Source organism: Marinobacter sp. NFXS9, assembly GCF_040148665.1.
Taxonomy (GTDB): domain Bacteria; phylum Pseudomonadota; class Gammaproteobacteria; order Pseudomonadales; family Oleiphilaceae; genus Marinobacter_A; species Marinobacter_A mangrovi.
In genome coordinates this window covers 69,163-91,032 of record NZ_JAGDDW010000016.1, presented here as the reverse complement: position 1 = coordinate 91,032, position 21,870 = coordinate 69,163, and the positions used below count along the sequence as shown (strand labels likewise).

Below are 21,870 nucleotides of genomic sequence, written 5' to 3'. Positions count from 1 at the left end.
TGCTGTACCTGTTACCGGGTGACTGTCGATAAAGCCGACATTCTACGGGATCGCCGGGATCAACGTGACCCGACCGTCGCGATCTGCATTGCTTGAAATCTGACCAATGTTGTTCCATGATCCATTCTAGTCATTGCTGACACGATTCAGCAAATGCTTAAATACGATTTTAACCACGGCGCCTGACCGGCTGCCGTGAGACAACAACAAGGTCAAGAAAGGGGATTTCCCCATGCTTACGTTAACTGCCGACGACATCCGTCTGGGCTGCCGCGCCGCCGACTGGCGCGAGGCCCTCGCCCTGGCCGGCGAGGAGCTGGAAACTGCAGGCCGGACCACTCCTGAATACCTGCAAGGCCTGCTGGACCGCGAGGCCCAGTCGTCCACCGTCCTGGGCAACGGCATTGCCATCCCCCACGGCACGCCCGAGAGCCGCGAGCACGTCCGCTCCACCGGCATCCGGGTGCTGCAGTTTCCCGACGGCGTGACCTGGCACGACGACGCCCGGGTCCATGTGCTGGTCACCATCGCCGCCCAGTCCGACGAACACCTGGATATCCTGCGCCACCTCACCCGGGTGCTGGACAAGCCGGGGCTGGCCCAGCAGCTGGCTGAGGCGACCGACCGGGACACCCTGCTGGCCTGCCTGTCTCGCACACCCGCCACGCCCAAGTGCGATCGCGATACCCTGCTACTGAAGGTTCCGGCCAGCGACACCCGCGAACTGGCGCTGACCGCCGCCGCCCGCCTGCAGAGCCTGGGCTGCGTCGAGCCGCCGTTTATTGCCAGCCTGGTGGCCCAGGTGCCACAAGCGCTGGGCCGAGGTCTGTGGCTGGTCCACGCCACCGATGGCGTCACCCGACCGGCCCTGGCGGTGGCCACACCGGCCAAAGCCAATGACGCGCTGGACGGCGTGTTGTGTCTGGCCGGCCAGGGCGAGGACACCCAGCCGCTATTGGAGCAGATCGATCACCTGCTGACCCAGCCGGAATCCATCGCCAGCCTGTCCGCCGATGAACTACTGGCGCGCCTGGCCGGCGAACAGGCCAACGCCGTCACCCGCCAGGTGCGCCTGCTCAACGCCCACGGCCTGCACGCCCGCCCGGCCAAGCAGCTGGTGCAGGTGGCCCGCCAGCAGTCGCTGCCCCTGCAGCTGCGCCTGCTCGAAGGCGACGCCCAGGCGGTGTCGGCCACCAGCCTGACCCGAGTCATCGGCCTTGGCGCGCGTCGCGGTCAGACACTGGTGATCAGCGCCGCCGGTGACGGAGCCGAAGCGGCGGTGAAAGCCCTGGCCGAGGCCATCGAGTCCGGCCTGGGCGAGGCAGTGACCCCGCTGCGCGCCCACGATGAACGCAAGACAACCGACAGCGATCAGCCGTCCCAACCCGTGGAACCTTTAGAACCGGATACGCCACTCAAGGCGGTTGCGGCGTCCCCGGGACTGGCCGTGGCCCCGGCGTTCGTCATGCGCCTGCCGGAACTGACCTACGCGGCCACCGCCAACGATCCCGACCACCAGTGCGAGCGCCTGAACCAGGCCATCGACGACGCCTTCGGGCAACTGGAAGCCCTGATCCGACACGCCGAAGGCGGCGAGGCCGGTCCCATCCTCGCGGTCCACGCCGAGATGCTGCGTGACGACGACCTGCACCAGGCCGCGTTCGACATCATCCGCGAAGGCGCCTCGGCCGAGGCCGGTTGGTGGCAGGCGATCGACACCGCCGCCAAAGCCCAGGAAGCGCTCGCCGACCGTCTGCTGGCCGAACGCGCTGCGGACCTGCGCGACGTCGGTCGGCGTGTACTGGCCAACCTCTGCGGCGTGTCCATGCCGACACCACCGGACGAACCCTACATCCTGGTGGCCGACGACCTGGGCCCGTCCGATGTGGCCCGGCTGGACACCCAGCGTGTTCGGGGCCTGGTGACGGCCAAGGGCGGGGCCACCGCCCATAGCGCCATCCTCGCCCGCGCCCTCGGCCTGCCGGCCGTGGTGGGTGTGGGTGAGCGTTTGCTGACCCTGGAAAGCGGCACGGATGTCGTTGTGGATGGAGAGCGGGGCTGCATCGTCCCGGCACCCGGCAGCGAGCGTCGGCGCCGCCTGAACCAGCGCCTGGAGCAACTTGAGCAGCTGCAGGCCAAGGCCCACGAAGCCCGCCACGAGCCGGCCCGCACGGTGGACGGTCATCAGGTGGAAGTCTGCGCCAACCTCGGCAACACCGCCCACACGCCGGAAGCGGTGGAGCGCGGCGCCGACGGCGTAGGTCTGCTGCGCACCGAGTTCATTTTCATGGCCCATTCCGAAGCCCCGGACCTGGCGACCCAGCGCACCGAATACGCCAAGGCGTTCGACGCGCTCGACGGCCTGCCGTTGGTGGCGCGAACCCTGGACGTGGGCGGCGACAAGCCGCTGGACTACTGGCCGCTGCCGGAAGAGGACAACCCGTTCCTGGGCCTGCGTGGCATCCGCCTGTCCCTGACCCGGCCGGAAATACTGGAAACCCAGCTGCGGGCGCTGCTCACCGAAGCCGGCTCCCGCCCGCTGCGGATCATGTTCCCCATGGTCAAGGACCTGGCCGAGTTCCGAGCCGCCAAGGCCCTGGTGGACAAGCTGCGCGAGGAGATCGACGCCCCGGACGTGCAGGTGGGCGTGATGATCGAGATTCCATCCAGTGCGTTGCTGGCCCCGACCCTGGCGCCGGAGGTGGACTTCTTCTCCATCGGCACCAACGACCTGACCCAATACACCCTGGCCATCGACCGCGGCCATCCACAGCTGTCGGCCGAGTCCGACGGCCTGCATCCGGCCGTGCTGCGCCTGATCCAGATGACCGTCGAGGCGGCCCACGAACACGGCCGCTGGGTGGGCATCTGCGGCGAGCTGGGCTCCGATCCCCAGGCGATTCCGGTGCTGCTGGGGCTGGGCGTGGACGAATTTTCCGTCACCAGCCGCCGGGTGCCGCTGGTCAAGGCCTGCATCCGTAACCTGGCCCTGTCCGACGCGAAATCACTCGCGCAGCTGGCCCTGCAACAGGCCACGGCGAGTGATGTGCGGGACAAGCTGGAGGGCGCGTAATGGCCCGTGTACTGACCATCACCCTGAACCCGGCCCTGGACCTGTCGGTGGAAACGCCACCGATCCGCCTCGGCGAGGTCAACCGCACCGAGCGGACCCAGCTGGACGCCGCAGGCAAGGGCATCAACGTGGCTCGGGTGCTGCGCCGGCTGGGCCACGAGGTCATGGTGTCCGGCCTGATGGGCCTGGATAACGCGGCGCCGTTCGAGCAGCTGTTTGCCGACGAAGGCCTGGAAGATCACTTCCTGCGAGTGCCCGGCACCAGCCGCACCAACGTCAAACTGGCCGAAACCGGCGGACGGGTCACCGACCTCAATGGCACCGGCTTCGATACTCCGGCAGACGCCCTGAACCGGCTGCAGTTCCGCCTGAGCCCGTTGCTCGGCGACTGTGATGCGGTCGTCATCGCCGGCAGCTTGCCCCTGGGTTTCGCACCGGAAAAGCTGGCCGGGCTGATCCGGCGCTGTGCCGAGGCCGATCGACCGGTCTGGCTGGATACCAGCGGCGCCGCGCTGACGGCCGGCATCCGGGCCCGCCCCAGCGGCGTCAAACCCAACAACGAAGAACTGGCGGAATGGGCCGGCCGCCCCCTGCCCGACCTGACCGCCCAGGCCGACGCCGGCCGCCAGTTGCAGCAGTCGGGCATCGCCCACGTGGTGATTTCCCGCGGCCCGGAGGGCGTGCTCTGGCTCAACCCGCGCCGGGACCTGCTGGCCCGGGCCCCGCAGGTGCCGGTGGTCAGCACCGTCTGTGCCGGCGACACACTGCTGGCCGGCCTGCTCCATGGCGAACTCAGCGGCCTCAGTGACTTTGACACCCTGCAGCTGGCGACGGCCCTGTCCGCCGAATGCGTCCGCCATGTGGGCGTGGGCAATCCCGACGCCGACGACTTCCTACAACTCCAACAACACACCAGGGTCACACCCTGGCCGGATACAACCCTGTCCGGGGAGGCATCATCATGAACCTGATTCTCGTTACCGCCTGTCCGCAAGGACTGGCCACCTCGTTCCTGGCCGCCCGGGCCGTGTCCCGCGCTGCCGAAGCCCGCCATTGGCAGGTCACGGCCGAAGTCCACAGCCAGGCCAGCCCGGTCACACCGGTTGATGACAACGCCATCGCCGCGGCCGATCTGGTGATTGTCGCCGCCAGCGCACCGGTCGACCTGAACCGGTTTGCCGGCAAGGCGCTGTATCACGCGCCGGTCACGGCGCCACTGACCGATCCCGATCAGTTCCTGGACGAAGCGCAACAGGCGGCCACGCCCTATGTCCCGGATGACTCGGCGCCCGCCGCGCCCGCAACCGGTACGCAGGGGCTCTCCATCGTCGCGGTCACCGCCTGTCCCACCGGCGTGGCCCATACCTTTATGGCCGCTGAAGCGTTAAGCGAAGCCGCAAGGGCCGCCGGCCACCGCATCCGGGTCGAGACCCAGGGCTCAGTCGGCGCCCAGGATGCGCTGACGGAGGCCGAGATCGCCGAGGCGGACGTGGTTGTCCTCGCCTGCGACATCGAGATCGATCCGGAACGCTTTGCCGGCAAACGGGTCTGGCGCACCTCCACCGGCGCAGCCCTGAAGAAGCCCGCCGACACCCTGCGCGATGCACTGGACCAGGCGGAGACCGAAACCGGTGCCAGCACCAGCAAACCCGCCGGCAGCAAGAGCGGCGAACGCAAGGGCCCCTACAAGCACCTGCTGACGGGCGTGTCGTTCATGTTGCCGATGGTGGTCGCCGGGGGTCTGATGATCGCCCTGTCGTTCGTGTTCGGCATCCACGCGGCCGAGCAGAAAGGCACGCTGGCCGCGGCGCTGATGCAGATCGGCGGCGGCACGGCCTTCAAGCTGATGATCCCGCTGCTGGCCGGCTACATCGCTTATTCCATCGCCGATCGCCCGGGGATTGCACCGGGCATGATTGGCGGTTATCTGGCGGGCACTCTGGGCGCCGGTTTCCTCGGGGGCATCGCCGCCGGTTTCCTCGCCGGTTATGCCGCACGGCTGGTGAGTCAAAAGCTACCGCTGCCCGAAAGCATCGCCTCGCTCAAGCCGATCCTGATCATTCCCTTGCTGGCGAGTCTGTTCACCGGGCTGACCATGATCTACATCGTCGGCGAACCGATCGCGGCCATCATGGCGACGATGACCGACTTCCTGACCAACATGAACACGGGCAATGCGGTCCTGCTCGGTGCGCTGCTGGGCGCCATGATGTGCTTCGACCTGGGTGGGCCGGTGAACAAGGCCGCCTACACCTTCGGGGTCGGGTTACTGTCTGAGGGCGCCGGCGGCTCTGCCCCAATGGCAGCGATCATGGCCGCGGGCATGGTGCCGGCCATCGGCATGGGCATCGCCAGCCTGCTGGCCCGGAGCAAGTTCGCCGACGACGAGCGTCAGGCGGGCAAGGCCTCGTTTGTACTGGGGCTGTGCTTCATCTCGGAAGGGGCCATTCCGTTCATGGCCAAGGATCCGCTGCGGGTGATCCCCATCTGCATGGTGGGTGGGGCCATCACCGGCGCGCTGTCGATGCTGTTCCAGGTCTCGCTGATGGCACCGCACGGCGGCTTGTTTGTGCTGCTGATCCCGCACGCGGTGAGCGCGGTGCTGCCCTATCTGTTTGCCATCACGGTCGGCTCGCTGGTGATCGGCATCAGCTATGCCTTCGCCAAGACCGGGAAAACCGCCCTGGCCAACGCCACCTGAACGTAAAACGCCCGGCGATCAGGACGATCGTCGGGCGCTCTCATTTCTAGCGATGAATGCCGTGCTGGACGGGATCGAGACTATTTCCGGAAGAACAGCATGAACGCGCCGCCCACCGTCGCCGCGGCACCTGCAATCAGGAACCACATCGTATTCTCACTGAACCGTCCCGTCAGGCTCTGTGACAGCTGTTCACCCACGCTTTGCGTCGATTGCCAGCCGAAATAGAGCAACAGGACACCCACCACCAGCGCTACCAGTCCAATTAGCCGAGTCGCAGCCAAGTAACTTCTCCTTTGACTTGGTGAAACCTTCTTTACCGAAGGTATTATTTAACATTTTTTTACGAAGCTACACGCCGCACCCCCAAATTGAAAGTTACGGATGCAGCGCCGGCCCCGTGTGCCCCGTCAATGGTGGCGCCACAGCGGGTCGCAGGCCACTGGCAATCGCCTGTTCAATCAGCCAGCGGCGCACCGCACGCAGGGCGGGCTCGTTGCGCCGGCTGGTCTTGTGGGCGAAGTAGAAACTGTCGCCGGTGATCAGGCTGTGGCAGGGCAGGCGCACGAAATCCTCCGTGTCCGCCTCCTCGCTCAGCATGTAGTCGTTGGTCAGGGCGATGCCCTGGTGGAACCGGGCGCCTTCCAGCGCCATCAGCATGTGGCTGAAATGCTGGATCCGGGTCCGCGCCGGCCGGCTTTCCCCGGCGACCTGGAACCAGGTGTCCCAGTCGCCGGCTTCCCGGTCGTAGATGCTGTAGGTGGAGAGCAGCGGAAAGCGGGCGATGTCCGCCGGTGTCAGCGGCCGGCTGTCGGCGGGATCCTCCGGCAAGCCCAGCGTCTCGCGAATCTGGCGCCAGTAGGGGCGACTGCAGATCGGGAACAGGCGCTCCCGATACAACAGGTCGTAGCTGAAGGCGCGGGCACTGGTGTTGATGGTGATGAAGCAGTCCGCCACCCGGTCTGAAAGTTGCGGCGACGTGCTGGTCATCTCCAGCGCCAGGTCGATCTGGGAGTGGGCCCGCTGCAGGCTGGGCAAGCGGGGAATCAGCCAGCGCACGCAGAAGGAACTGAATACGGCAAGCCGCAGACGCGACGTTGGCGCGCCCAGCAGCGTCTCGCTGGCCCGTTCGATCTGCAGCAGGGCCGAGGTCACGCTTTCCTGGAACGTGCGACCTTCGTCGGTCAGCGTCAGATAACGGCCGCTGCGCTGGAACAGCGGTTCCCCCAGGTAGGTCTCCAGCGCCTTGATCTGGTGGCTGACGGCGCTCTGGCTCACCGCCAGCTCGTCCGCGGCTTTCGAGAAGCTGTTCAGCCGCGCCACCGCCTCGAACATGGGCAGGGCTCGCAAGGGGGGCAGTTTCATCATGGCGCGCTTACTCCATTATCGAAATTACTCATACCTGATCTCTAAATATCATTAAACAGCGGTGTTTGGCGACCGTACACTGTGGCTTCCATTCACTCGACGCAGGAGGCAGCCATGTCCGGACGGACCGTCAACAGCGCGATCCTGTTGCTCATCCTGGGCAACGCGATGGCGCTGGTTTCCGATGTGTTTATCAAGCTGCTGGATCCGGGCACGCCGGTGTTCCAGTTCGTATTCCTGCGTTGTGTGATCACGCTGCTGTTGCTGCTGCCGCTGTGGCGCCAGATCGATCGCGGCCATTTCTTCGAGGGACTGGGCATCCATACCGTGCGGGCGCACATCCACCTGGTGGGCATCGTCTGCATGGTGCTGGCGCTGGGCGCACTGCCGCTGGCGACGGCCAACGCCATTTTCTACGCCGCGCCGGTACTGGTGATGTTGTTTTCCGTCCTGTTCTTCCGGGGCCGTCTGGACGGACGAAGCCTGTTCGCGGTGGTCAGCGGCTTCCTCGGCATCGTGGTGATCCTGCGGCCGGTGGCGGTCAACTGGATGGCGCTGAGTGCCCTGGCGGTCGCCGCCACGCTGGCCGTCAATGCGCTGCTGGTGCCCAAGCTGCCCAGCGGCCAGTCGATGGTCCACAAGCTGTTCCTGAACTACCTGCTGGTACTGCCGGCCAGCGGCACGCTGATGCTCTACGAGGGCGCCGACTGGGATCCGGACCTGCTGTTCAGCGCGGTCGGTTCGGCCCTGTTCATCCTGGGCTACAACATGACCATCCTGCTGGCCTATCGCCAAGTGGAAGCCAGCCAGGTCACCAGCGCCGAATACACCGGTCTGATCTGGGCGGTGCTGTTCGGCTGGATCGGCTTCGGCGAGACCCCGGACCTGTGGTTTGCAGCGGGGTCGGCAATGATCGTGGTGCCGCTGTTGCTGATTGGCCTGCGCCAGCGGCGGGTTGGCCGGGCGAGAGGCTCGCTGGCCGGCGAATCCGGCTGAGTCACAGTCGCCTTGCCGAATGGTAAGGCGGCGGCCATCGAATCGTAGTCAATAACACTCCGCCGGACGGGCGCGCCGGCATACAATGGCGTTTTTGCCACAGGGAATGCGTTATGGCGGAGTCCTCCCAGCGTCTTCAGGCACTGGATGCCCTGCGTGGCCTCGCCGCGTGCGGGGTCATGCTGTTTCACTACATCCCCTACTACGACGAGCTCTACGGCCACGATTTCGAGCCGTGGAGCCCACTCTGGTACGGGCGCTACTGCGTCCACCTGTTCTATATCCTGAGTGGTTTCGTCATCTTCATGACCCTGGAGCGCACCCCCACCGCCGGCTGGTTCGGGCTGGCCCGGGCGTTCCGTCTGTTGCCCGCGCTCTGGGTGGGGATTCTCCTGACCAGCCTTTCCGTTTACTTTCTCGGCCCGATCGACCGCGGCGTCACACCCATCGAAACCCTGTGGAATTTCACCCTGCTGCACGAGTACCTGGGCATGCACCCGGTGGACGGCGCCTATTGGAGCCTGGTGGTGGAGGCCACGTTCTACGTGTGGATGGCGGTGCTGTTTTTCGGACTGGGAAAGGCGCGTCTGCGGAGTGTGTTCTGGATCTGGGTGGCCGTCAGCTATGCCGGCGTGCTGTTCTGGAAGCAGATCCCGGACGGCCTGGATTTCCTCGTCAAGGACCTGCTGTTCGTCAAATACGCGCCGCTGTTCATCAGTGGCATGTTGCTCTACCGCTGGCACCATCACGGCAAGCCGCCGGTCAGCGAACGGGTACTGCTGGTGCTGGCGATGGCCCACTGCCTGTTCGCCTATAAGGCCCCGTTCAACGGCTTTGTTCTGGGCTGCTACGGGGTCTTTATCCTGGCGATCACCGGCTACCTCAACGTCCTGGCCAACCGGGTCCTGCTGACGCTGGGCAGCCTGTCCTACGCGCTGTACCTGGTTCACCAGAACATTGGCTACGGCATCATGGACCTGGCTTACGACGCCGGGTTGCCCGGTCCGGTCGGCGTGGCGCTGGCCATCACCACCGCACTGGCCCTGGCGCTTGCGATCCATCATGGCGTGGAGAAGCCGGCCCTGCGCTGGTTCCGTAGCTACCGCCGGAATACGATGGCACAACCGGCGCGGACGCCGGTACCGGAGCAGGTGAGCAGCCGTTAACACCTAAAAGAAACTGGAGCCGACGAAGCCCAGGGTGCCCACGGTGACCAGCAGGGCAAACAGGGCCACGGCGCCGTCCCGGGCGATCATCGCCAGGCCGAACGCCACCAGGGCCGCGCCACCGCCATTGGCGCTGAAGGGCACGACTTCCATCGCCGGCATGGCCAGGGCCACCGCCACGCAGGCGAGGGAGAGGATAAACAGACCCGGACCTTCGACGAACAGCGTCAGCCGCGGCCGGGTCCAACGATCAATCCCACGCGCTGGCTTGCGGGACCAGGCCAGGCCCTTGCGCAACTTGTCGGTCGGCAGACGACGCTTGACGATCCATCCCGGCAACCAGATGTGCTGCCGACGGAACAGCAGTTGCCCGGCGGTGAGGACCACCAACAGCGCCAGCAGGGTGGGCACGCCGGGAATATCCCCGATCAGGGGCGCCAGGGTGATCAGCCCTGCCACCAGTACCACCGGTCCGAAGGAGCGGTAACCCACCGCCTCCAGGATATCGTCCACCGCCACACGCTCCCGCTTCTGGGCGACGCTGTCGATGCGGTCAATCAGGTCTTCCAGGTCGTTCAGGTCACCCCGAACATTCATGACTCGGTCATCCTTCTCCTTTCGGGCCACGTTTGGCCATGGTCTAGCGCAGCTGATGGGTCAGCCAGGAATGGATCTGGGCCGCCGATAGGGCGCCGCTCTGGCGCGCCACCTCTTTACCACTCCGGAACAGGATCATGGTCGGGATGCTGCGGATCCCGAAGCGGGCCGAGGCCTGCGGCGCCTGCTCGGTGTTCAGCTTGGCAAACAGGGCCTGACCCTTCCAGTTCCGGGCCGCCTCGGCAAACGCCGGGGCCATCACCTTACAGGGTCCACACCAGCTGGCCCAGAAATCCACCAGCACCGGCAGGCTGGAACGCGCCGTGACGTTGGCCAGACTGGCGTCGCTCAATTCGGCCACGGTGCCATCGAGCACGGGCTTGCCACAGGCGCCGCACTTAGGGCCGTCTTTCCGCCGCGCCTCCGGCACCCGGTTGGTCTTGAGGCAGTGGGGACAGGGGATATTCAGGATGTCGGTCATGGCCGCACCTCGTCGGTCGATATATCCCCGTCTTGGGGGTAGATGGCGGCAATATCAAGCACCCGCGCCATCGGTGAACTGGGGCCAAATGCTTGGCCGCCGCTGTTTAAAACTTGCACGACCCCGGTGACTCGGGTTGAAATAACTAAAGCACATGCTTTATTCAACAAGAATCCGCCGTAACGAGGTCCAACACGATGGCCAACACGCACTTCGACGTCCTGATTGTCGGCGCCGGCATTTCCGGCATCGGCGCCGCCTATCACCTGCAGACACACTGCCCCGACAAGCGCTACGCCATTCTGGAAGGTCGCGACAATATGGGCGGCACCTGGGACCTGTTCCGCTACCCGGGCATCCGCTCCGACTCGGACATGTACACCCTCGGCTTCAGCTTCCGGCCCTGGCGCCAGGGCAAAGCCATCGCCGACGGACCGTCAATCCTGGACTACCTCAAGAACACCGCCACGGAAAACGGCATCGATCAACAGATCCGTTACAACCACTGGGTGACCCACTACGACTGGTCCAGCGAGGACGCCACCTGGACGGTGACGGCGAAAGACCAGAAGACCGGACGCCCGGTCAAACTGACCTGCAACTTCCTGCTCAACTGCTCCGGCTATTACCGCTACGACCAGGGCTACATGCCGGACTTCCCGGGCATCAAGCAGTTCAAGGGTCAGGTGATCCATCCCCAGCACTGGCCGGAAGACCTGGATTACACCGGCAAGCGGGTAGTGGTGATCGGCAGTGGCGCCACAGCCGTGACCCTGGTGCCGTCGATGGCGGAAAAGGCCAGGCAGGTCACCATGCTGCAGCGCTCACCCACCTACATCCTGTCGCTACCGGATGTGGACCTGATCGCCCGCTGGCTGAACCGTATCCTCCCGGCCAAGGCGGCCTACCAGATCACCCGCTGGAAGAACGTGTCCATGCAGACGCTGTTCTACCAGGCCTGCCGGCGCTACCCGAAGCTGATGCGTCGCGTGTTGCGCCAGCACCTGAAATCCCAGCTGGGTAAAGACTTCGACATCGACACCCACTTCAACCCCAGCTACAACCCCTGGGACCAGCGCCTGTGCCTGGTGCCCAACGGCGACCTGTTCCGGGCCCTGCGCAAGGGCGCCGCGGACATCGTTACCGACCACATCGACACCTTCACCGAAAACGGCATTCGCCTGAAGTCCGGCCAGGAACTGGACGCGGACATCGTGATTTCCGCCACCGGCCTCAACCTGGTGACCCTCGGGGGCGCCGAGCTGCATGTGGACGGCCAGCTGATCCAGCCCAACGAGACCATGGGTTACAAAGGCATGATGCTCAGCAACGTGCCCAACCTGGCCATGGTGGTGGGGTACACCAACGCCTCCTGGACCCTCAAGGCGGACCTGACCAGCGAGTACGTCTGCCGGCTGCTGCAGTACATGGACCAGCAGGGTTATGACAAGGTGACGCCGGTGGTCAGTGGCGACGTCGAGGAAGAGCCCTTCCTGGATCTGGACTCCGGTTACGTCCTGCGGGCCCTGGAGCACCTGCCCAAACAGGGCGACCGCAAACCCTGGAAGCTCTACCAGAACTACCTGCTGGACCTGATCAACCTGCGCTATGGCAAGGTGGACGACGACGCCCTGGTCTTCTCCCTGGCTGGCCAAGCGGTCGGTCAGCCGGAACAATTGGCCAACGCCCAACAAGCCTGATCCCGACGCCGGCAACCACCTCCCGGTTGCCGGCTTTTCCCTTTTCCTTGATTCAGAACAAGGCGATCCCACCCGATTCTGCTAGGGTCTTTGATCGTTGTTTTATTGACCTTCTGCGTCTTTCCCACTGAAGATTCAGGCTCACCTGTCGATAACACCATAAGACCGACAGGACGGACCTGTGTCGGTGCTGTCACTGGAGAACCCCGGACGCCTATGATGAGCCTGCTTAAGAACGCCCGTCTCAAATACAAATTCTGGTTGCTCAACATCGTCGTATTGGCGGTGATGCTGTTGCTGGTGCTGTTTGCCATGTCGCGCATGGCCGATGCGACCGGGCAGCCCCTCAGCGTCATCGTCAGCGAACACGCAGCCGCCTTCGCCGGCGTCGTGGTGGTGCTGATGATCTTCGAAATGGCCTGCTCCCAGTTGTTGATCAGCTTTATTGAGCGCCATGTGCACCGACTCAAGGACACCATGGTGGAGGTCCAGGCCAGCGGTAATCTGAGCCTGCGGGCCCCGGTGGATTCCACCGACGAGATCGGCGCCATGGGCGAGGCGTTCAACGCCATGCAGGCCCGTACCGGTCGCGTGGTGAGCAGTATGAAGGCCGCCATCCAGCGACTCGAAAGTGAAGTCGCCGCTCTGACGGAAGCCGCCGAGCGTAGCCGGGACGAACTCAAACGCCAACAGACCGGCACCGACCGCTCTGCCCAGGCCATACAGGCCATGCTGGAAAGCTTCCGCGGCATCGCCGGGCAGGCGGATGCGGCCAAGGAGCTGTCCCATGAGGCGCGCCGTGCCGCGGTCGAGGGCAGCGAACGGGTGGCCCAGTCCTCCCGCTCCATCCAGCAACTGGCCGACGTCATCCAGAAATCAGCAGGCAGCGTGGAAGCGCTGGCCGAGAACAGCCGGGAAATCGGCAGCGCCGTGACCGAGATCCAGGGGATCGCCGAGCAGACCAACCTGTTGGCGTTGAATGCGGCGATCGAGGCCGCCCGGGCGGGCGATCAGGGCCGGGGCTTTGCGGTGGTCGCCGACGAGGTGCGGAAGCTGGCCCAGCGGGTGCAGGATTCCACCGAACAGATCCAGGGCACCATCGACCGGCTGCTGGGCACTATGGGCGAGGCGGTCCAGCAGATGAACACCAGCTCGGTGGATGCCAGCCGCTGTGTGGAGGAAGCCGACGCCGGTGCCGCTGCGCTGCAGGAAATCAGCGCCATGGTGTTGCGCATCGACGACACCAACCAGGACATCGCCGACGTGTCCGCCCAGCAGACCTCGGCCACCGACGAGGTGCAGCAGAACGTCCAGAGCATCCGCGAAACCACCCAGGCGATGGTCGATCAGCTGGTGGAAAGCGCCGACATGAGCCGGCGCCTGCGGGAACTCATCCGGGAACTGGAAGGCGCTGCGGCGCAGGTGTCGGTGGAGGACGCCTGAGCCGGATCAGCGGCCAGGCTTCCAGGAGCGCTGCATTTCCAGGAACAGGAACGAGGCGCTCCAGGTGATCAGCACCAGCCCGGTCAGTGCCTCGATCCCGCACAGGAAACGAATCGGTCCAAACGGCTCGATGTCACCAAAGCCCACGGTGGTGTAGGTGGTGAGCGAGAAGTAGACGCAGTCCAGTAGCGTGCCGGAGAAATTGCCTGCCAGGTGCCCCCAATACGGCGACGCGTTCATCCAGTAATACACAACGCCAAACAGCCAGACTTCCACCATGTGCGCCAGCATGGCACCGCCCACTCCGACCACGATGCGGAAATGATGGGGAATGCCCAGCCGCGGTATGTAGCGGTTGAGCAAAGACAGCCCCCGGAAATGTACCAGCACCGCGATAGCCGTAACGAGCGTGTTGAGCGCCACCATGAGCGCCAGGGACACATCCGGTAAGTCCAGGGATTCGGGCATCCGTTTTCACTCCTGCCTGTCACCGGCCCAGCTTAAAGGGGACGGCGACCGGAAGCGAGACACCCCTGCGGCGATCAACCACAGCCCTCGACACATTCGCCGCCGGCGTCAAACGTCATGGTGCGGCCGCTCAGCGGCACATGCACGGGCACGTCGGACGCCTGGATAAATGCGTCGGTCCGCGTCCCTGGTCGGACCTTGCCCTTTTCCGTCGCCGGCTCATTGGCGTGGGATGGAATCACACTGGCGGGCCGGACCATCTTGTTGATCACGTGTGCCGCTTCCGCAGGACCGGTGGTGTAGGTATCACCGATGTTCATGACCGCCAGTTTTGCCCCGTAGTAGTCGTGCACCACGGCTTCCTGATCCGCGGTGATGCCGGTATCGCCGGACAGGTAGACCACCAGGCCGTTCGTGAACGTCAGTACGTAACCGGTGGGCGGGCCGACATAGGCTGTCAGCCCCGCCGCCGACAGGATCTTGCCCATCTGTCCGTCGATAAAGGCCGGCGACAGGCCGTTGCTGTGCACCGCCGGCACCGTGGTGATACCGACGCCGCCTTCCTCCACATGGGCGCCGAAGCGGACCAGCACCGAAGCCTTCGGGTCGCCCCCGGCGGCCTCCAGGCGGCCAGCAAAGAAGCTGGCCATTTCACTACCTGTCACGATCCGGGCGTTCTTCTTGACCGCAATCTTGACGCTGTTGGACAGCGGGGCGTCGTCTTCGGAGGCCGCCGGTGAGGCACAGCTGCCGGCGTTGGGTTCCGGAATGTGCCGGTCGCCCAGATGGTCGCCGTGAACGTGGCTGACCAGTACCACGTCGATCTTGCCCAGGCGCGGGTCATCGGGCCCGGCGACCGTGCGGCCGGCGTCATACAGAATGCGGGTGCCGTTGGGGTCTTCGAACACCAGGGCCCGGTCGAGGACGCAGAACTCCCCATCCTGCCCGCCCAGTGGGGTGACGCGGACGGTATCGGCAGCGCGCGCCATCGGTGTCATCAGTGCCAGCAAGCCAAGGGATACAAGGCTGTTTCGAATGAGGTGCATGAGCAGTCTCCCTGTAAATCAGAATCCATCGGTATGTTGCTAATGCTACGTGGGTCGAAGTGAAGCCGATGTTTCGCCAATCGATTGCGACTTTGAACTATGTCAGTATGGTCGCCGAAGACCCATTCCACACATTTTGTCGCCAGGGGAGTCCACCGCACGCCGGCGGGCTGAGAATACGACGGGAAGCCGTCCAAACCCTGGAACCTGATCCGGTTCATACCGGCGGAGGAAGTGCGACGTGATCATGACCGTAGCGGCCGTTGCCGCCGCATTGCTTGTCTTTACCTGGTTGGGCCTGCGCGCCCGTTTCGCGGACGGTGGCCTGGACGACTACGTCACCGCCCGCAATTCCCAGGGCGCCCAGGCCCTGGGGCTGTCCTTCCTGGCGTCCGGCATGGGCGGCTGGATCCTGTTTGCACCGCCCGAAGTGGGCGCCTTGGTAGGGCCCATCGCCCTGGCCGGCTACGCCGTCGGCGCGGCGCTGCCGTTCCTGGTGTTCGCGGCCTGCGGCCCGGCCATCCGGCGCCACCTGCCCGAAGGCCGCAGCATCGGCGAATTCGCCCAGGCCTGCTTCGGCACGGGCGTGCGCCGCTGGGTGGCCCTGATTTCCGTGCTCTACATGCTGTGTTTCCTGACCGCAGAGCTCACGGCGGTGGGCGCCATCACCGGCCTGCTCACGGACCTCAACGGCAACCTCGCCATTCTCGGCGTGGCGATCACCACGCTGGTCTACACCGCCTGGGGCGGCTTGCGGGCGAGTCTGGTGACCGATCGCTGGCAGGGGCTGTTGCTGATCGCGCTGATCCTGCTGGTCGGGGCGGTGGCGATCCCGGCGTTGCCGGACCCTTCGGCTGCGGCCAGTCTGCCCCAGGTGCCCGTGGTGGACGCCCTGGCCGTGGCCCTGACCCTGGTGATCGCGGTGACCGCCGCCAACCTGTTCCATCAGGGCTATTGGCAACGGCTCTGGGCTGCGAAAGACGGCGCCGCCCTGGGTCGCGGCGCGATTCTGGGCGGTGTAACCACCGTGCTGGTGGTGGCCCTGGTCGGCGGGCTTGGCATTGCCGCCGCGCTGAGTGGTGCCGACCTCGGCTCACCGCCGATTCCGTTCTTCGCCCTGCTGCACAGCGCGCCGGCCTGGCTGGCGACTGTCGCGCTGGTCCTGGCTCTCACGCTGGTCGCGTCGTCGGTCGACACGTTGCAGAATGGCCTGGCGTCGCTGGCGGTCACCGAAAAGCGCGGCCTGTCCCTGACCGGTGCCCGCTGGCTGACGGTGCTGTTGATGGTGCCGGTGATTCTCATCGCCCTGCAGGGCTACTCGGTGCTGCGGCTGTTCCTGATTGCCGACCTGCTGTGCGCCACCACGGTGATTCCGGTGCTGCTGGGCCTCTGGTCACGGATGACCACCGCGGCTGCCGTCGCCGGTGCCACGGCCGGCCTGATCGGTGCCGTGCTGCCGGACTGGATCGCCACGGGCAGCGTGATTGAAGGCCTGCACGCCGCCAGCTTCCCCGGTGGCGTGCCGACCCTGGCGCCGTTCCTCGGCGCGCTGGTAGCGTCGGCGACGGTCAGTATCCTCTTCGCACTTTCCAGTCGATCCCCTGCCTGAAGGAATGTCCGGCAGGTCCTGTATGGCCTGCCGGACACTGTCCGCTCTGGCAGACAGGTGGTCGCCTCTCGTTCCGCCTATTAATTCAGACCTTTAGGGTTCCCATGCCCTGACACTGTCCACGTTAACGGACACACCTGTCCGCCTGATCGACTGTCATTTTTACAACCCATTGTTTAGACACGCACTTTGCGAGCTGGCACAGGATGCGCAATGGCTTTCCGGTCGGGCACTTCGTGCCTCTCCGATACAAAAACAAAAGCGCAAGGAGCACTCAATGACGATTCGCCTTCCTGTTGTGGTGGCTGTGGCTGCTGTCAGCCTCGCCGCCTGCAAGACCGATGATCGGCCGATCACCGGCATCAACCAGAAACCGGACTTCCTGACCAGCGCCATCGTTCACCAACGCTATGACGGCCGGAGTAACGACGTGCTGACCGGTGGTCTCGGCGCCAGCGGTCTGGCCAGCAGCACCGCGCCGGCGCCGGCCGATCCACTGAATCCCACGGCGACCGAATTGCGCACGCTCGCGATCTACAACAACTACCGGGCGCTGGTGGATACCAGCGATGGCGGGGGCTACGGCACGCTGTTCGGCCCGCAGGTGGGAGCCGGCAGCAGCGAGGGCATGATCCCGGGAGACGAATACCTGGCCCTGATGACCCTCGACGACAGCGACGTGCCGGCCACCGTGATGCTGCAGGTGCCGGACAGCTTCGATCCCGACAACGCCTGCATGATCACGGCCCCGTCTTCCGGTTCCCGCGGGATTTATGGCGCCATCGGCACCGCCGGTGAATGGGGCCTGAAAAAAGGCTGCGCGGTGATCTATACCGACAAGGGTACGGGCACCGGCGCCTTTAACCTGATGACTGGGGCCGGCCAGACCCTGCAGGGCCAGACGACCACCGATGCGACGGCGTCGCTCCAGTTCCGGCCGGATCTGTCCGCGTCCGACATCGAAACCTTCAACACCAATTGGCCGGATCGCTTTGCCGTCAAGCACACCCATTCGCAGACCAACCCCGAGGCGGACTGGGGCCAGTATGTGCTCAAGTCGATCGAATTCGGGTTCTACGTGCTGAATGAGACCTACGGGGAGGCACTGCCCAACGGCAAGATCCGGGTGACACTGAAACCGGGCAACACGCTGGTGATTGCCTCGTCGGTGTCCAACGGGGGTGGCGCCTCGGTGCGGGCGGCGGAAGAGGATAGCCGAGGCCTGATCGACGGCGTCGCCGTGTCCGAACCCAACGTGAACCCGACGGTGGAGACGAGCTTCAGCATCCGCCAGGGCAGCGCCGCACCCATCACCGACCACAGCCGCAGTCTGCTGGATTACACCACCGCCCTGGCGGTCTACCAGGGCTGCGCCAACCTGGCACCGGGGGTGAAGGACACCGCGCCGTTCAACGGGATCCTCAATGACTTCACGGTGGATGACAACATCTGCAGCGCGCTGGCCGCCAAGGGGCTGGTGACGGGTGCGGACACCGACGCCCGGGCGACGGACGCCCAGCGGATCCTGAATGAGACCTTCGGCATCCAGCCGGAACAGAACCTCGTGGCCCCCAGTCACTTTGGTGCCGCGGTGGCCCAGAGCATCAGCATGACCTACGCCAACGCCTACGGCCGTTTCGGCGTAACCGACCGCCTGTGTGGGCTGAGCTATGCCGCGACCAACGCCAGCACCGGTGCTGTCGAGCCATTGACAGAGGCCGCCGAGGCCACGCTGTTTGCCACCAGCAACGGCATTCCGCCGTCGGCCGGTATCAATCAGGTCTACGACGCCGCCAGCGGCGGACCGACCAACCTCAAGCTGAGCACCTCGCCCTCCAGCGGCCTGCAGGACTATGGCCTGGACGCCCTGCTGTGCCTGCGCAGCCTGGCCCAGGGCAGCGATGCGGTCACCGGGGCTGTCCTGTTGGACGAACAGGCCAGCCAGGCGCAGCGGATTGCCGACGGCATCGACGCCATTCGGGCGAGCGGCGACCTGCACGGCATCCCGACGGTGATCGTGACCGGCCGCTCCGACGCCATCCTGCCCATCAACCACACGTCTCGGCCGTATTTCGGGTTGAACCGGACCGTTGAGGGCAAGAAAAGCCAACTGCATTACTACGAAGTGCTCAACGGCCATCACCTGGACGCGTTCAATGCCTTCGCCGGCTTTGACGAGCGCTACATCCCGCTGCACCGTTACTACCTGGAAGGACTGGACCGAATGTACGCGCACCTGACCGATGGCGCGGCCCTGCCACCCAGCCAGGTGGTCCGGACCACACCTCGCGGCGCTGGCGCGCCGGCGATCACCGAGGCCAACGTGCCGCCGATCGCGGATAGTCCGGACGAAGCAGACCGGATCGTGTTTGAGGACAATGAAGTGCGTATTCCGGACTAGGCCGTCAAGCCTCTACTCCAGGTCGATGCGGCGGATGGCCTGACGCAGGAAATCCGCCCGGACCTGGAGCCGTTGGCGCAGGGTGGGATTCCGGCTGGCCTCGTACTGGCTTTCGACGCCGTCCAGCTCCTGCGACAGCCAGCCGCGGATCATGATGTAGTAGCGGCTGTCGGTGCCGTAGCGGACGATGGTGTCCAGGGACTCGGGATCCGCCGGGTGATCGATGGCCGCATCCACCGCCTGCACCATATGGCCGATCCGTTCAGCCTCCCCGGTCTGCTGTGTCTGACAGCCGGCCAGTCCCATCATGAGAACGACAGCCAGCAACAGGGAAGAACGACGCATCCGTTCGGTCATGGCCAGAGTCCTGTCAGCGAGCACCATTCGGTGCGGATTACCTAAGCTGGTCCAGCACCGCCTGGCAGGCCTGCTCCTGGTTCAGGGCATCGCAGTCGACGATGAGGTCGGCATAACGCCGATACAGGGCGTTGCGCTCGGCGAACAGCTCGTCGATGGTCTGGTCGGGCCGTTTGGAGATGCCGCGCAGGCTGTAATCCCCGATACGATGCTGGACTGTGGCCAACGATACATCGAGGAACACCACGCGGCCATTTGTCTTCAGGTGCGACATGGCGGCGTCGCTGTAGACCGCACTGCCCCCGGTGGAGATCACCGCGCCGTGAGCATTCAGTTCACACAACACCCGCTCTTCGATGTGCCGCAGGGCCTGGTAGCCGGCGCCGTCGACGATCTCCTGCAGGGTCTGGCCCTCGGCCGACTGGATCAGCAGGTCGGTGTCGATAAAGTCCATGGCGGTACGCTTGGCCAGCAGGACACCGACCGTGCTCTTGCCCGAACCGGGCATACCGATCAGGACAATATTGGGGCGTTCGTTCATCACAGGGTCGTCCTTCATTCCGAAGATTTTGGGACGCCCATCATACCGAGACCGGTTGCAGCGAGCTTGCCTGCAAGCGCCCTAAAGCGGCGTCCCATTCCCAGAAGCGATCCGGCCGCAGGTGGACGCCACCGATCCAACGATCGCGCACCATCAGGTCCCCCGCCGAGACCTGGCCCGCCAACACGGCGCGACCTTTGGCGGTCAAGTTGAAGCGCTGCGTTGGATCGATCTGCCAGGCGGGCAGGGCGCTGTCCGTTTCCAGCAGCGGTTCGACGCCGGCACACAGGCTGTGCAGCAGCCAGCGGAACCCCAGATCTCCCATGAAACGGCGTTCTTCGGTGTTCTGGACTTCGCTGAACAGAGCGCTGAACGATTCTTCACCCTGACCAATCAGGCTCAGGGCATGGTAGGCCGTGCGCGATAAGCCGGTGTGGGGTTGCGGGTATTCTTCCAGCAGCCGGCGGACAGCCCCGTCGAGGAACGGCAGGGCCTGCGTATCCTGCTCGAGCAATCCGGCCCATGGCTCCGGCGTGTCCGCGCGAAACGCCGCCCACGCGGTTTGCGCCAGTTGCCTCTGGGAGTCACTGACCGGCTGTTCGGCCGCCACGTAACGCTCGACCAGCTCGGGCGAGGCCGTGCCCAGATAATCATCCAGCGACAGCAGGGTAACCGGCGTGGACGGCGGATGGTCCGCCAGCCAGTCCAGGATTTGCAGCAGCTGCAACTGATCGTAGAGATCGTGTTCGAACCAGAGGCGAATGCGGTCGTACTCGCCGCTTTGTGCCAACAGGGCATCCCGGGCTTCGAAATCCGCCTGCACGGGCTCCAGCGGCGCCCAGCCCCGCTCGCTGATGAAACGGGCCCGCAACACCGACAGTCCGGTGAGATCCAGTCCGGCCGGGACCGGACCGTCGTGCAGGATGTCCCGCCAGGGCAGCCAGTCCCCCGGCTGCCCGGCCCGGGTCAGGGCCGCGACGGCACAGTCCCCGTTGGTGATGTTGAGAATGCGCTCGCTCATCGCCGGTCAATCAGAGCTGGTCACCGGATACGAACTGCAGAACGACCTCGTTGTCGCTATCCAGCAGTTGCAGGATTGGCCCCTGGATCTGGTAATGGGTCGCGGCCTGCAGGGCCTTCTGGAACGCGTCTTCCTGCTCCATGCCCTTGAAACAGGCCATCATGGTGGAGGCCAGCGGACCGACCTGGAGCTGGTCGCCATTGAGGGTGTAGGTGCCGGTGAACTGGTTGCAGCCGGAGAAGCCGGAAATCCGCTGACCTTCCTCGGACAACACCATGTTCAGCTTGCGCTGGTCGCTTTCCTTGTTGAGGGCATCGCCACGGATCCGGGTCAGCTCCCAGAAGGTGCCCACCAGGCTGTTGGGCTCGCTGTTGGCCCGGGCCATATCGGCAACACTCCCGCTGGCGCGGCTCACCATAATATCGACTGGGCCGGTGTCGCCCAGCAGTTCAACGGGGTAAGCCTGGGTGCTCATGAACAGCAGCCGGTCATCCAGCGTGACTTTGGCGCGCAGATTATAACGACGACCTTCAATCACCTGTCCCGGATCGTAGGACAGGGTGAAGTCCCAGGGCGGCGCGCCCTTGGCCTTGAACTGTGTGTCAGCCACTGACTCGGCAGGCGCATCGGCCAGCGACACGTCTTCCAGCGCCACCGTGACCTGAGCCTCAGGCGGCACCATCATACGCTCCCGGTAGGTGACCGAGCCTTCGATCTGGCGCATTTTCGACGCCTGGAAACGTTCCATCATGGGCGCACACCCCGACAAGACACCGGCGGTGACCGCGGCCAGTGCGGCCATGGCCATACCCCGCAAGATCCCGCCAAACGCTTGTTTACCCTGCATCATCCTGATTCCTCCTTCCGAGTATGGATATAGGATAGTCGTGACAAACCGGTTA

At 65.0% G+C, this 21,870-nt stretch carries 19 protein-coding genes; 9 read left to right on the top strand and 10 right to left on the bottom strand.

Going from position 1 to position 21,870, the window contains the following annotated elements; translation table 11 throughout:
* The first annotated feature begins 232 nt into the window (after nt 1-232).
* The 3 genes from ptsP to J3364_RS19630 are packed head-to-tail and all read left to right on the top strand — an operon-like array spanning nt 233 to nt 5,774.
* Entirely contained in the window at nt 233-3,073 is a 2,841-nt protein-coding gene (gene ptsP / locus J3364_RS19640) for a phosphoenolpyruvate--protein phosphotransferase (RefSeq protein ID WP_349559856.1), read from the top strand.
* The gene (pfkB, locus tag J3364_RS19635; protein ID WP_349559855.1) at nt 3,073-4,038 is read left to right on the top strand and encodes a 1-phosphofructokinase; all 966 of its coding nucleotides are present in this window, start codon (nt 3,073-3,075) and stop codon (nt 4,036-4,038) included. Before ptsP ends, pfkB begins: the two co-directional genes overlap by 1 nt.
* A complete protein-coding gene (locus J3364_RS19630) occupies nt 4,035-5,774 on the top strand; it encodes a PTS fructose-like transporter subunit IIB (protein WP_349559854.1) in 1,740 nt (579 codons plus the stop codon). Before pfkB ends, J3364_RS19630 begins: the two co-directional genes overlap by 4 nt.
* An 80-nt stretch (nt 5,775-5,854) precedes the next feature.
* Here the strand turns inward: J3364_RS19630 and J3364_RS19625 are convergent, their stop codons facing one another.
* Together J3364_RS19625 and J3364_RS19620 are read right to left on the bottom strand one after the other, a co-directional pair.
* Entirely contained in the window at nt 5,855-6,058 is a 204-nt protein-coding gene (locus J3364_RS19625; RefSeq protein ID WP_123633656.1) for a DUF3185 family protein, read from the bottom strand.
* Between the two features lie 94 nt (nt 6,059-6,152).
* The gene (locus J3364_RS19620) at nt 6,153-7,139 is read right to left on the bottom strand and encodes a LysR family transcriptional regulator (protein WP_349559881.1); all 987 of its coding nucleotides are present in this window, start codon (nt 7,137-7,139) and stop codon (nt 6,153-6,155) included.
* Between the two features lie 117 nt (nt 7,140-7,256).
* Between J3364_RS19620 and J3364_RS19615 the strand changes: the two genes are divergently transcribed.
* Nucleotides 7,257-8,138, top strand: a complete 882-nt coding sequence (locus tag J3364_RS19615) for a DMT family transporter (RefSeq protein WP_349559853.1) — start codon at nt 7,257-7,259, stop codon at nt 8,136-8,138.
* Between the two features lie 113 nt (nt 8,139-8,251).
* Complete coding sequence (locus tag J3364_RS19610) at nt 8,252-9,304, top strand: acyltransferase family protein (protein ID WP_349559852.1); 1,053 nt, start codon at nt 8,252-8,254, stop codon at nt 9,302-9,304.
* 3 nt (nt 9,305-9,307) lie between these two features.
* Here the strand turns inward: J3364_RS19610 and J3364_RS19605 are convergent, their stop codons facing one another.
* Both J3364_RS19605 and trxC read right to left on the bottom strand, forming a co-directional pair.
* Nucleotides 9,308-9,901 carry an exopolysaccharide biosynthesis protein gene (locus J3364_RS19605; protein ID WP_349559851.1) on the bottom strand — a complete coding sequence of 198 codons (594 nt, stop codon included), beginning with the start codon at nt 9,899-9,901 and terminating at the stop codon, nt 9,308-9,310.
* Between the two features lie 43 nt (nt 9,902-9,944).
* A complete protein-coding gene (trxC, locus tag J3364_RS19600; RefSeq protein ID WP_349559850.1) occupies nt 9,945-10,382 on the bottom strand; it encodes a thioredoxin TrxC in 438 nt (145 codons plus the stop codon).
* Nucleotides 10,383-10,579: 197 nt separating this feature from the next.
* Between trxC and J3364_RS19595 the strand changes: the two genes are divergently transcribed.
* Nucleotides 10,580-12,082: a flavin-containing monooxygenase gene (locus tag J3364_RS19595; protein WP_349559849.1), complete on the top strand. Its 1,503-nt coding sequence runs from the start codon at nt 10,580-10,582 to the stop codon at nt 12,080-12,082.
* 219 nt (nt 12,083-12,301) lie between these two features.
* Nucleotides 12,302-13,525: a methyl-accepting chemotaxis protein gene (locus J3364_RS19590; RefSeq protein WP_349559848.1), complete on the top strand. Its 1,224-nt coding sequence runs from the start codon at nt 12,302-12,304 to the stop codon at nt 13,523-13,525.
* Nucleotides 13,526-13,531: 6 nt separating this feature from the next.
* Here the strand turns inward: J3364_RS19590 and J3364_RS19585 are convergent, their stop codons facing one another.
* Nucleotides 13,532-13,993, bottom strand: coding sequence for a potassium channel family protein (locus J3364_RS19585; protein ID WP_203142000.1), 462 nt, complete (start codon nt 13,991-13,993; stop codon nt 13,532-13,534).
* 74 nt (nt 13,994-14,067) lie between these two features.
* Entirely contained in the window at nt 14,068-15,039 is a 972-nt protein-coding gene (locus J3364_RS19580) for an MBL fold metallo-hydrolase (RefSeq protein WP_349559847.1), read from the bottom strand.
* 247 nt (nt 15,040-15,286) lie between these two features.
* On the opposite strand from J3364_RS19580, the gene J3364_RS19575 reads away from it, so the two are divergent.
* Both J3364_RS19575 and J3364_RS19570 read left to right on the top strand, forming a co-directional pair.
* Complete coding sequence (locus tag J3364_RS19575) at nt 15,287-16,648, top strand: SLC5/6 family protein (RefSeq protein ID WP_349559880.1); 1,362 nt, start codon at nt 15,287-15,289, stop codon at nt 16,646-16,648.
* 277 nt (nt 16,649-16,925) lie between these two features.
* Nucleotides 16,926-19,049 (top strand): 3-hydroxybutyrate oligomer hydrolase family protein, encoded by a 2,124-nt coding sequence (locus J3364_RS19570; protein WP_349559846.1) that lies wholly within the window; start codon nt 16,926-16,928, stop codon nt 19,047-19,049.
* Between the two features lie 12 nt (nt 19,050-19,061).
* On the opposite strand, the gene J3364_RS19565 is transcribed toward J3364_RS19570, so the two are convergent.
* The 4 genes from J3364_RS19565 to J3364_RS19550 are packed head-to-tail and all read right to left on the bottom strand — an operon-like array spanning nt 19,062 to nt 21,818.
* On the bottom strand, nt 19,062-19,406 hold the full coding sequence (locus J3364_RS19565) for a hypothetical protein (RefSeq protein WP_349559845.1): 345 nt from the start codon (nt 19,404-19,406) through the stop codon (nt 19,062-19,064).
* Nucleotides 19,407-19,443: 37 nt separating this feature from the next.
* A complete protein-coding gene (locus J3364_RS19560; RefSeq protein ID WP_123633667.1) occupies nt 19,444-19,947 on the bottom strand; it encodes a shikimate kinase in 504 nt (167 codons plus the stop codon).
* A 40-nt stretch (nt 19,948-19,987) separates the two neighbouring features.
* Nucleotides 19,988-20,968 (bottom strand): hypothetical protein, encoded by a 981-nt coding sequence (locus J3364_RS19555; RefSeq protein ID WP_349559843.1) that lies wholly within the window; start codon nt 20,966-20,968, stop codon nt 19,988-19,990.
* Nucleotides 20,969-20,978: 10 nt separating this feature from the next.
* Nucleotides 20,979-21,818 carry an META domain-containing protein gene (locus J3364_RS19550; protein ID WP_349559842.1) on the bottom strand — a complete coding sequence of 280 codons (840 nt, stop codon included), beginning with the start codon at nt 21,816-21,818 and terminating at the stop codon, nt 20,979-20,981.
* Nucleotides 21,819-21,870 lie beyond the last annotated feature (52 nt).

What these genes read in the sequence shown, in the direction of transcription:
- ptsP (WP_349559856.1), top strand. Translation starts at nt 233, where the DNA reads ATGCTTACGTTAACTGCCGACGACATCCGTCTGGGCTGCCGCGCCGCC.
- pfkB (WP_349559855.1), top strand. Translation starts at nt 3,073, where the DNA reads ATGGCCCGTGTACTGACCATCACCCTGAACCCGGCCCTGGACCTGTCG.
- J3364_RS19630 (WP_349559854.1), top strand. Translation starts at nt 4,035, where the DNA reads ATGAACCTGATTCTCGTTACCGCCTGTCCGCAAGGACTGGCCACCTCG.
- J3364_RS19620 (WP_349559881.1), bottom strand. Translation starts at nt 7,139, where the DNA reads ATGAAACTGCCCCCCTTGCGAGCCCTGCCCATGTTCGAGGCGGTGGCG.
- J3364_RS19615 (WP_349559853.1), top strand. Translation starts at nt 7,257, where the DNA reads ATGTCCGGACGGACCGTCAACAGCGCGATCCTGTTGCTCATCCTGGGC.
- J3364_RS19610 (WP_349559852.1), top strand. Translation starts at nt 8,252, where the DNA reads ATGGCGGAGTCCTCCCAGCGTCTTCAGGCACTGGATGCCCTGCGTGGC.
- J3364_RS19605 (WP_349559851.1), bottom strand. Translation starts at nt 9,901, where the DNA reads ATGAATGTTCGGGGTGACCTGAACGACCTGGAAGACCTGATTGACCGC.
- trxC (WP_349559850.1), bottom strand. Translation starts at nt 10,382, where the DNA reads ATGACCGACATCCTGAATATCCCCTGTCCCCACTGCCTCAAGACCAAC.
- J3364_RS19595 (WP_349559849.1), top strand. Translation starts at nt 10,580, where the DNA reads ATGGCCAACACGCACTTCGACGTCCTGATTGTCGGCGCCGGCATTTCC.
- J3364_RS19590 (WP_349559848.1), top strand. Translation starts at nt 12,302, where the DNA reads ATGAGCCTGCTTAAGAACGCCCGTCTCAAATACAAATTCTGGTTGCTC.
- J3364_RS19585 (WP_203142000.1), bottom strand. Translation starts at nt 13,993, where the DNA reads ATGCCCGAATCCCTGGACTTACCGGATGTGTCCCTGGCGCTCATGGTG.
- J3364_RS19580 (WP_349559847.1), bottom strand. Translation starts at nt 15,039, where the DNA reads ATGCACCTCATTCGAAACAGCCTTGTATCCCTTGGCTTGCTGGCACTG.
- J3364_RS19575 (WP_349559880.1), top strand. Translation starts at nt 15,287, where the DNA reads ATGACCGTAGCGGCCGTTGCCGCCGCATTGCTTGTCTTTACCTGGTTG.
- J3364_RS19570 (WP_349559846.1), top strand. Translation starts at nt 16,926, where the DNA reads ATGACGATTCGCCTTCCTGTTGTGGTGGCTGTGGCTGCTGTCAGCCTC.
- J3364_RS19565 (WP_349559845.1), bottom strand. Translation starts at nt 19,406, where the DNA reads ATGACCGAACGGATGCGTCGTTCTTCCCTGTTGCTGGCTGTCGTTCTC.
- J3364_RS19560 (WP_123633667.1), bottom strand. Translation starts at nt 19,947, where the DNA reads ATGAACGAACGCCCCAATATTGTCCTGATCGGTATGCCCGGTTCGGGC.
- J3364_RS19555 (WP_349559843.1), bottom strand. Translation starts at nt 20,968, where the DNA reads ATGAGCGAGCGCATTCTCAACATCACCAACGGGGACTGTGCCGTCGCG.
- J3364_RS19550 (WP_349559842.1), bottom strand. Translation starts at nt 21,818, where the DNA reads ATGATGCAGGGTAAACAAGCGTTTGGCGGGATCTTGCGGGGTATGGCC.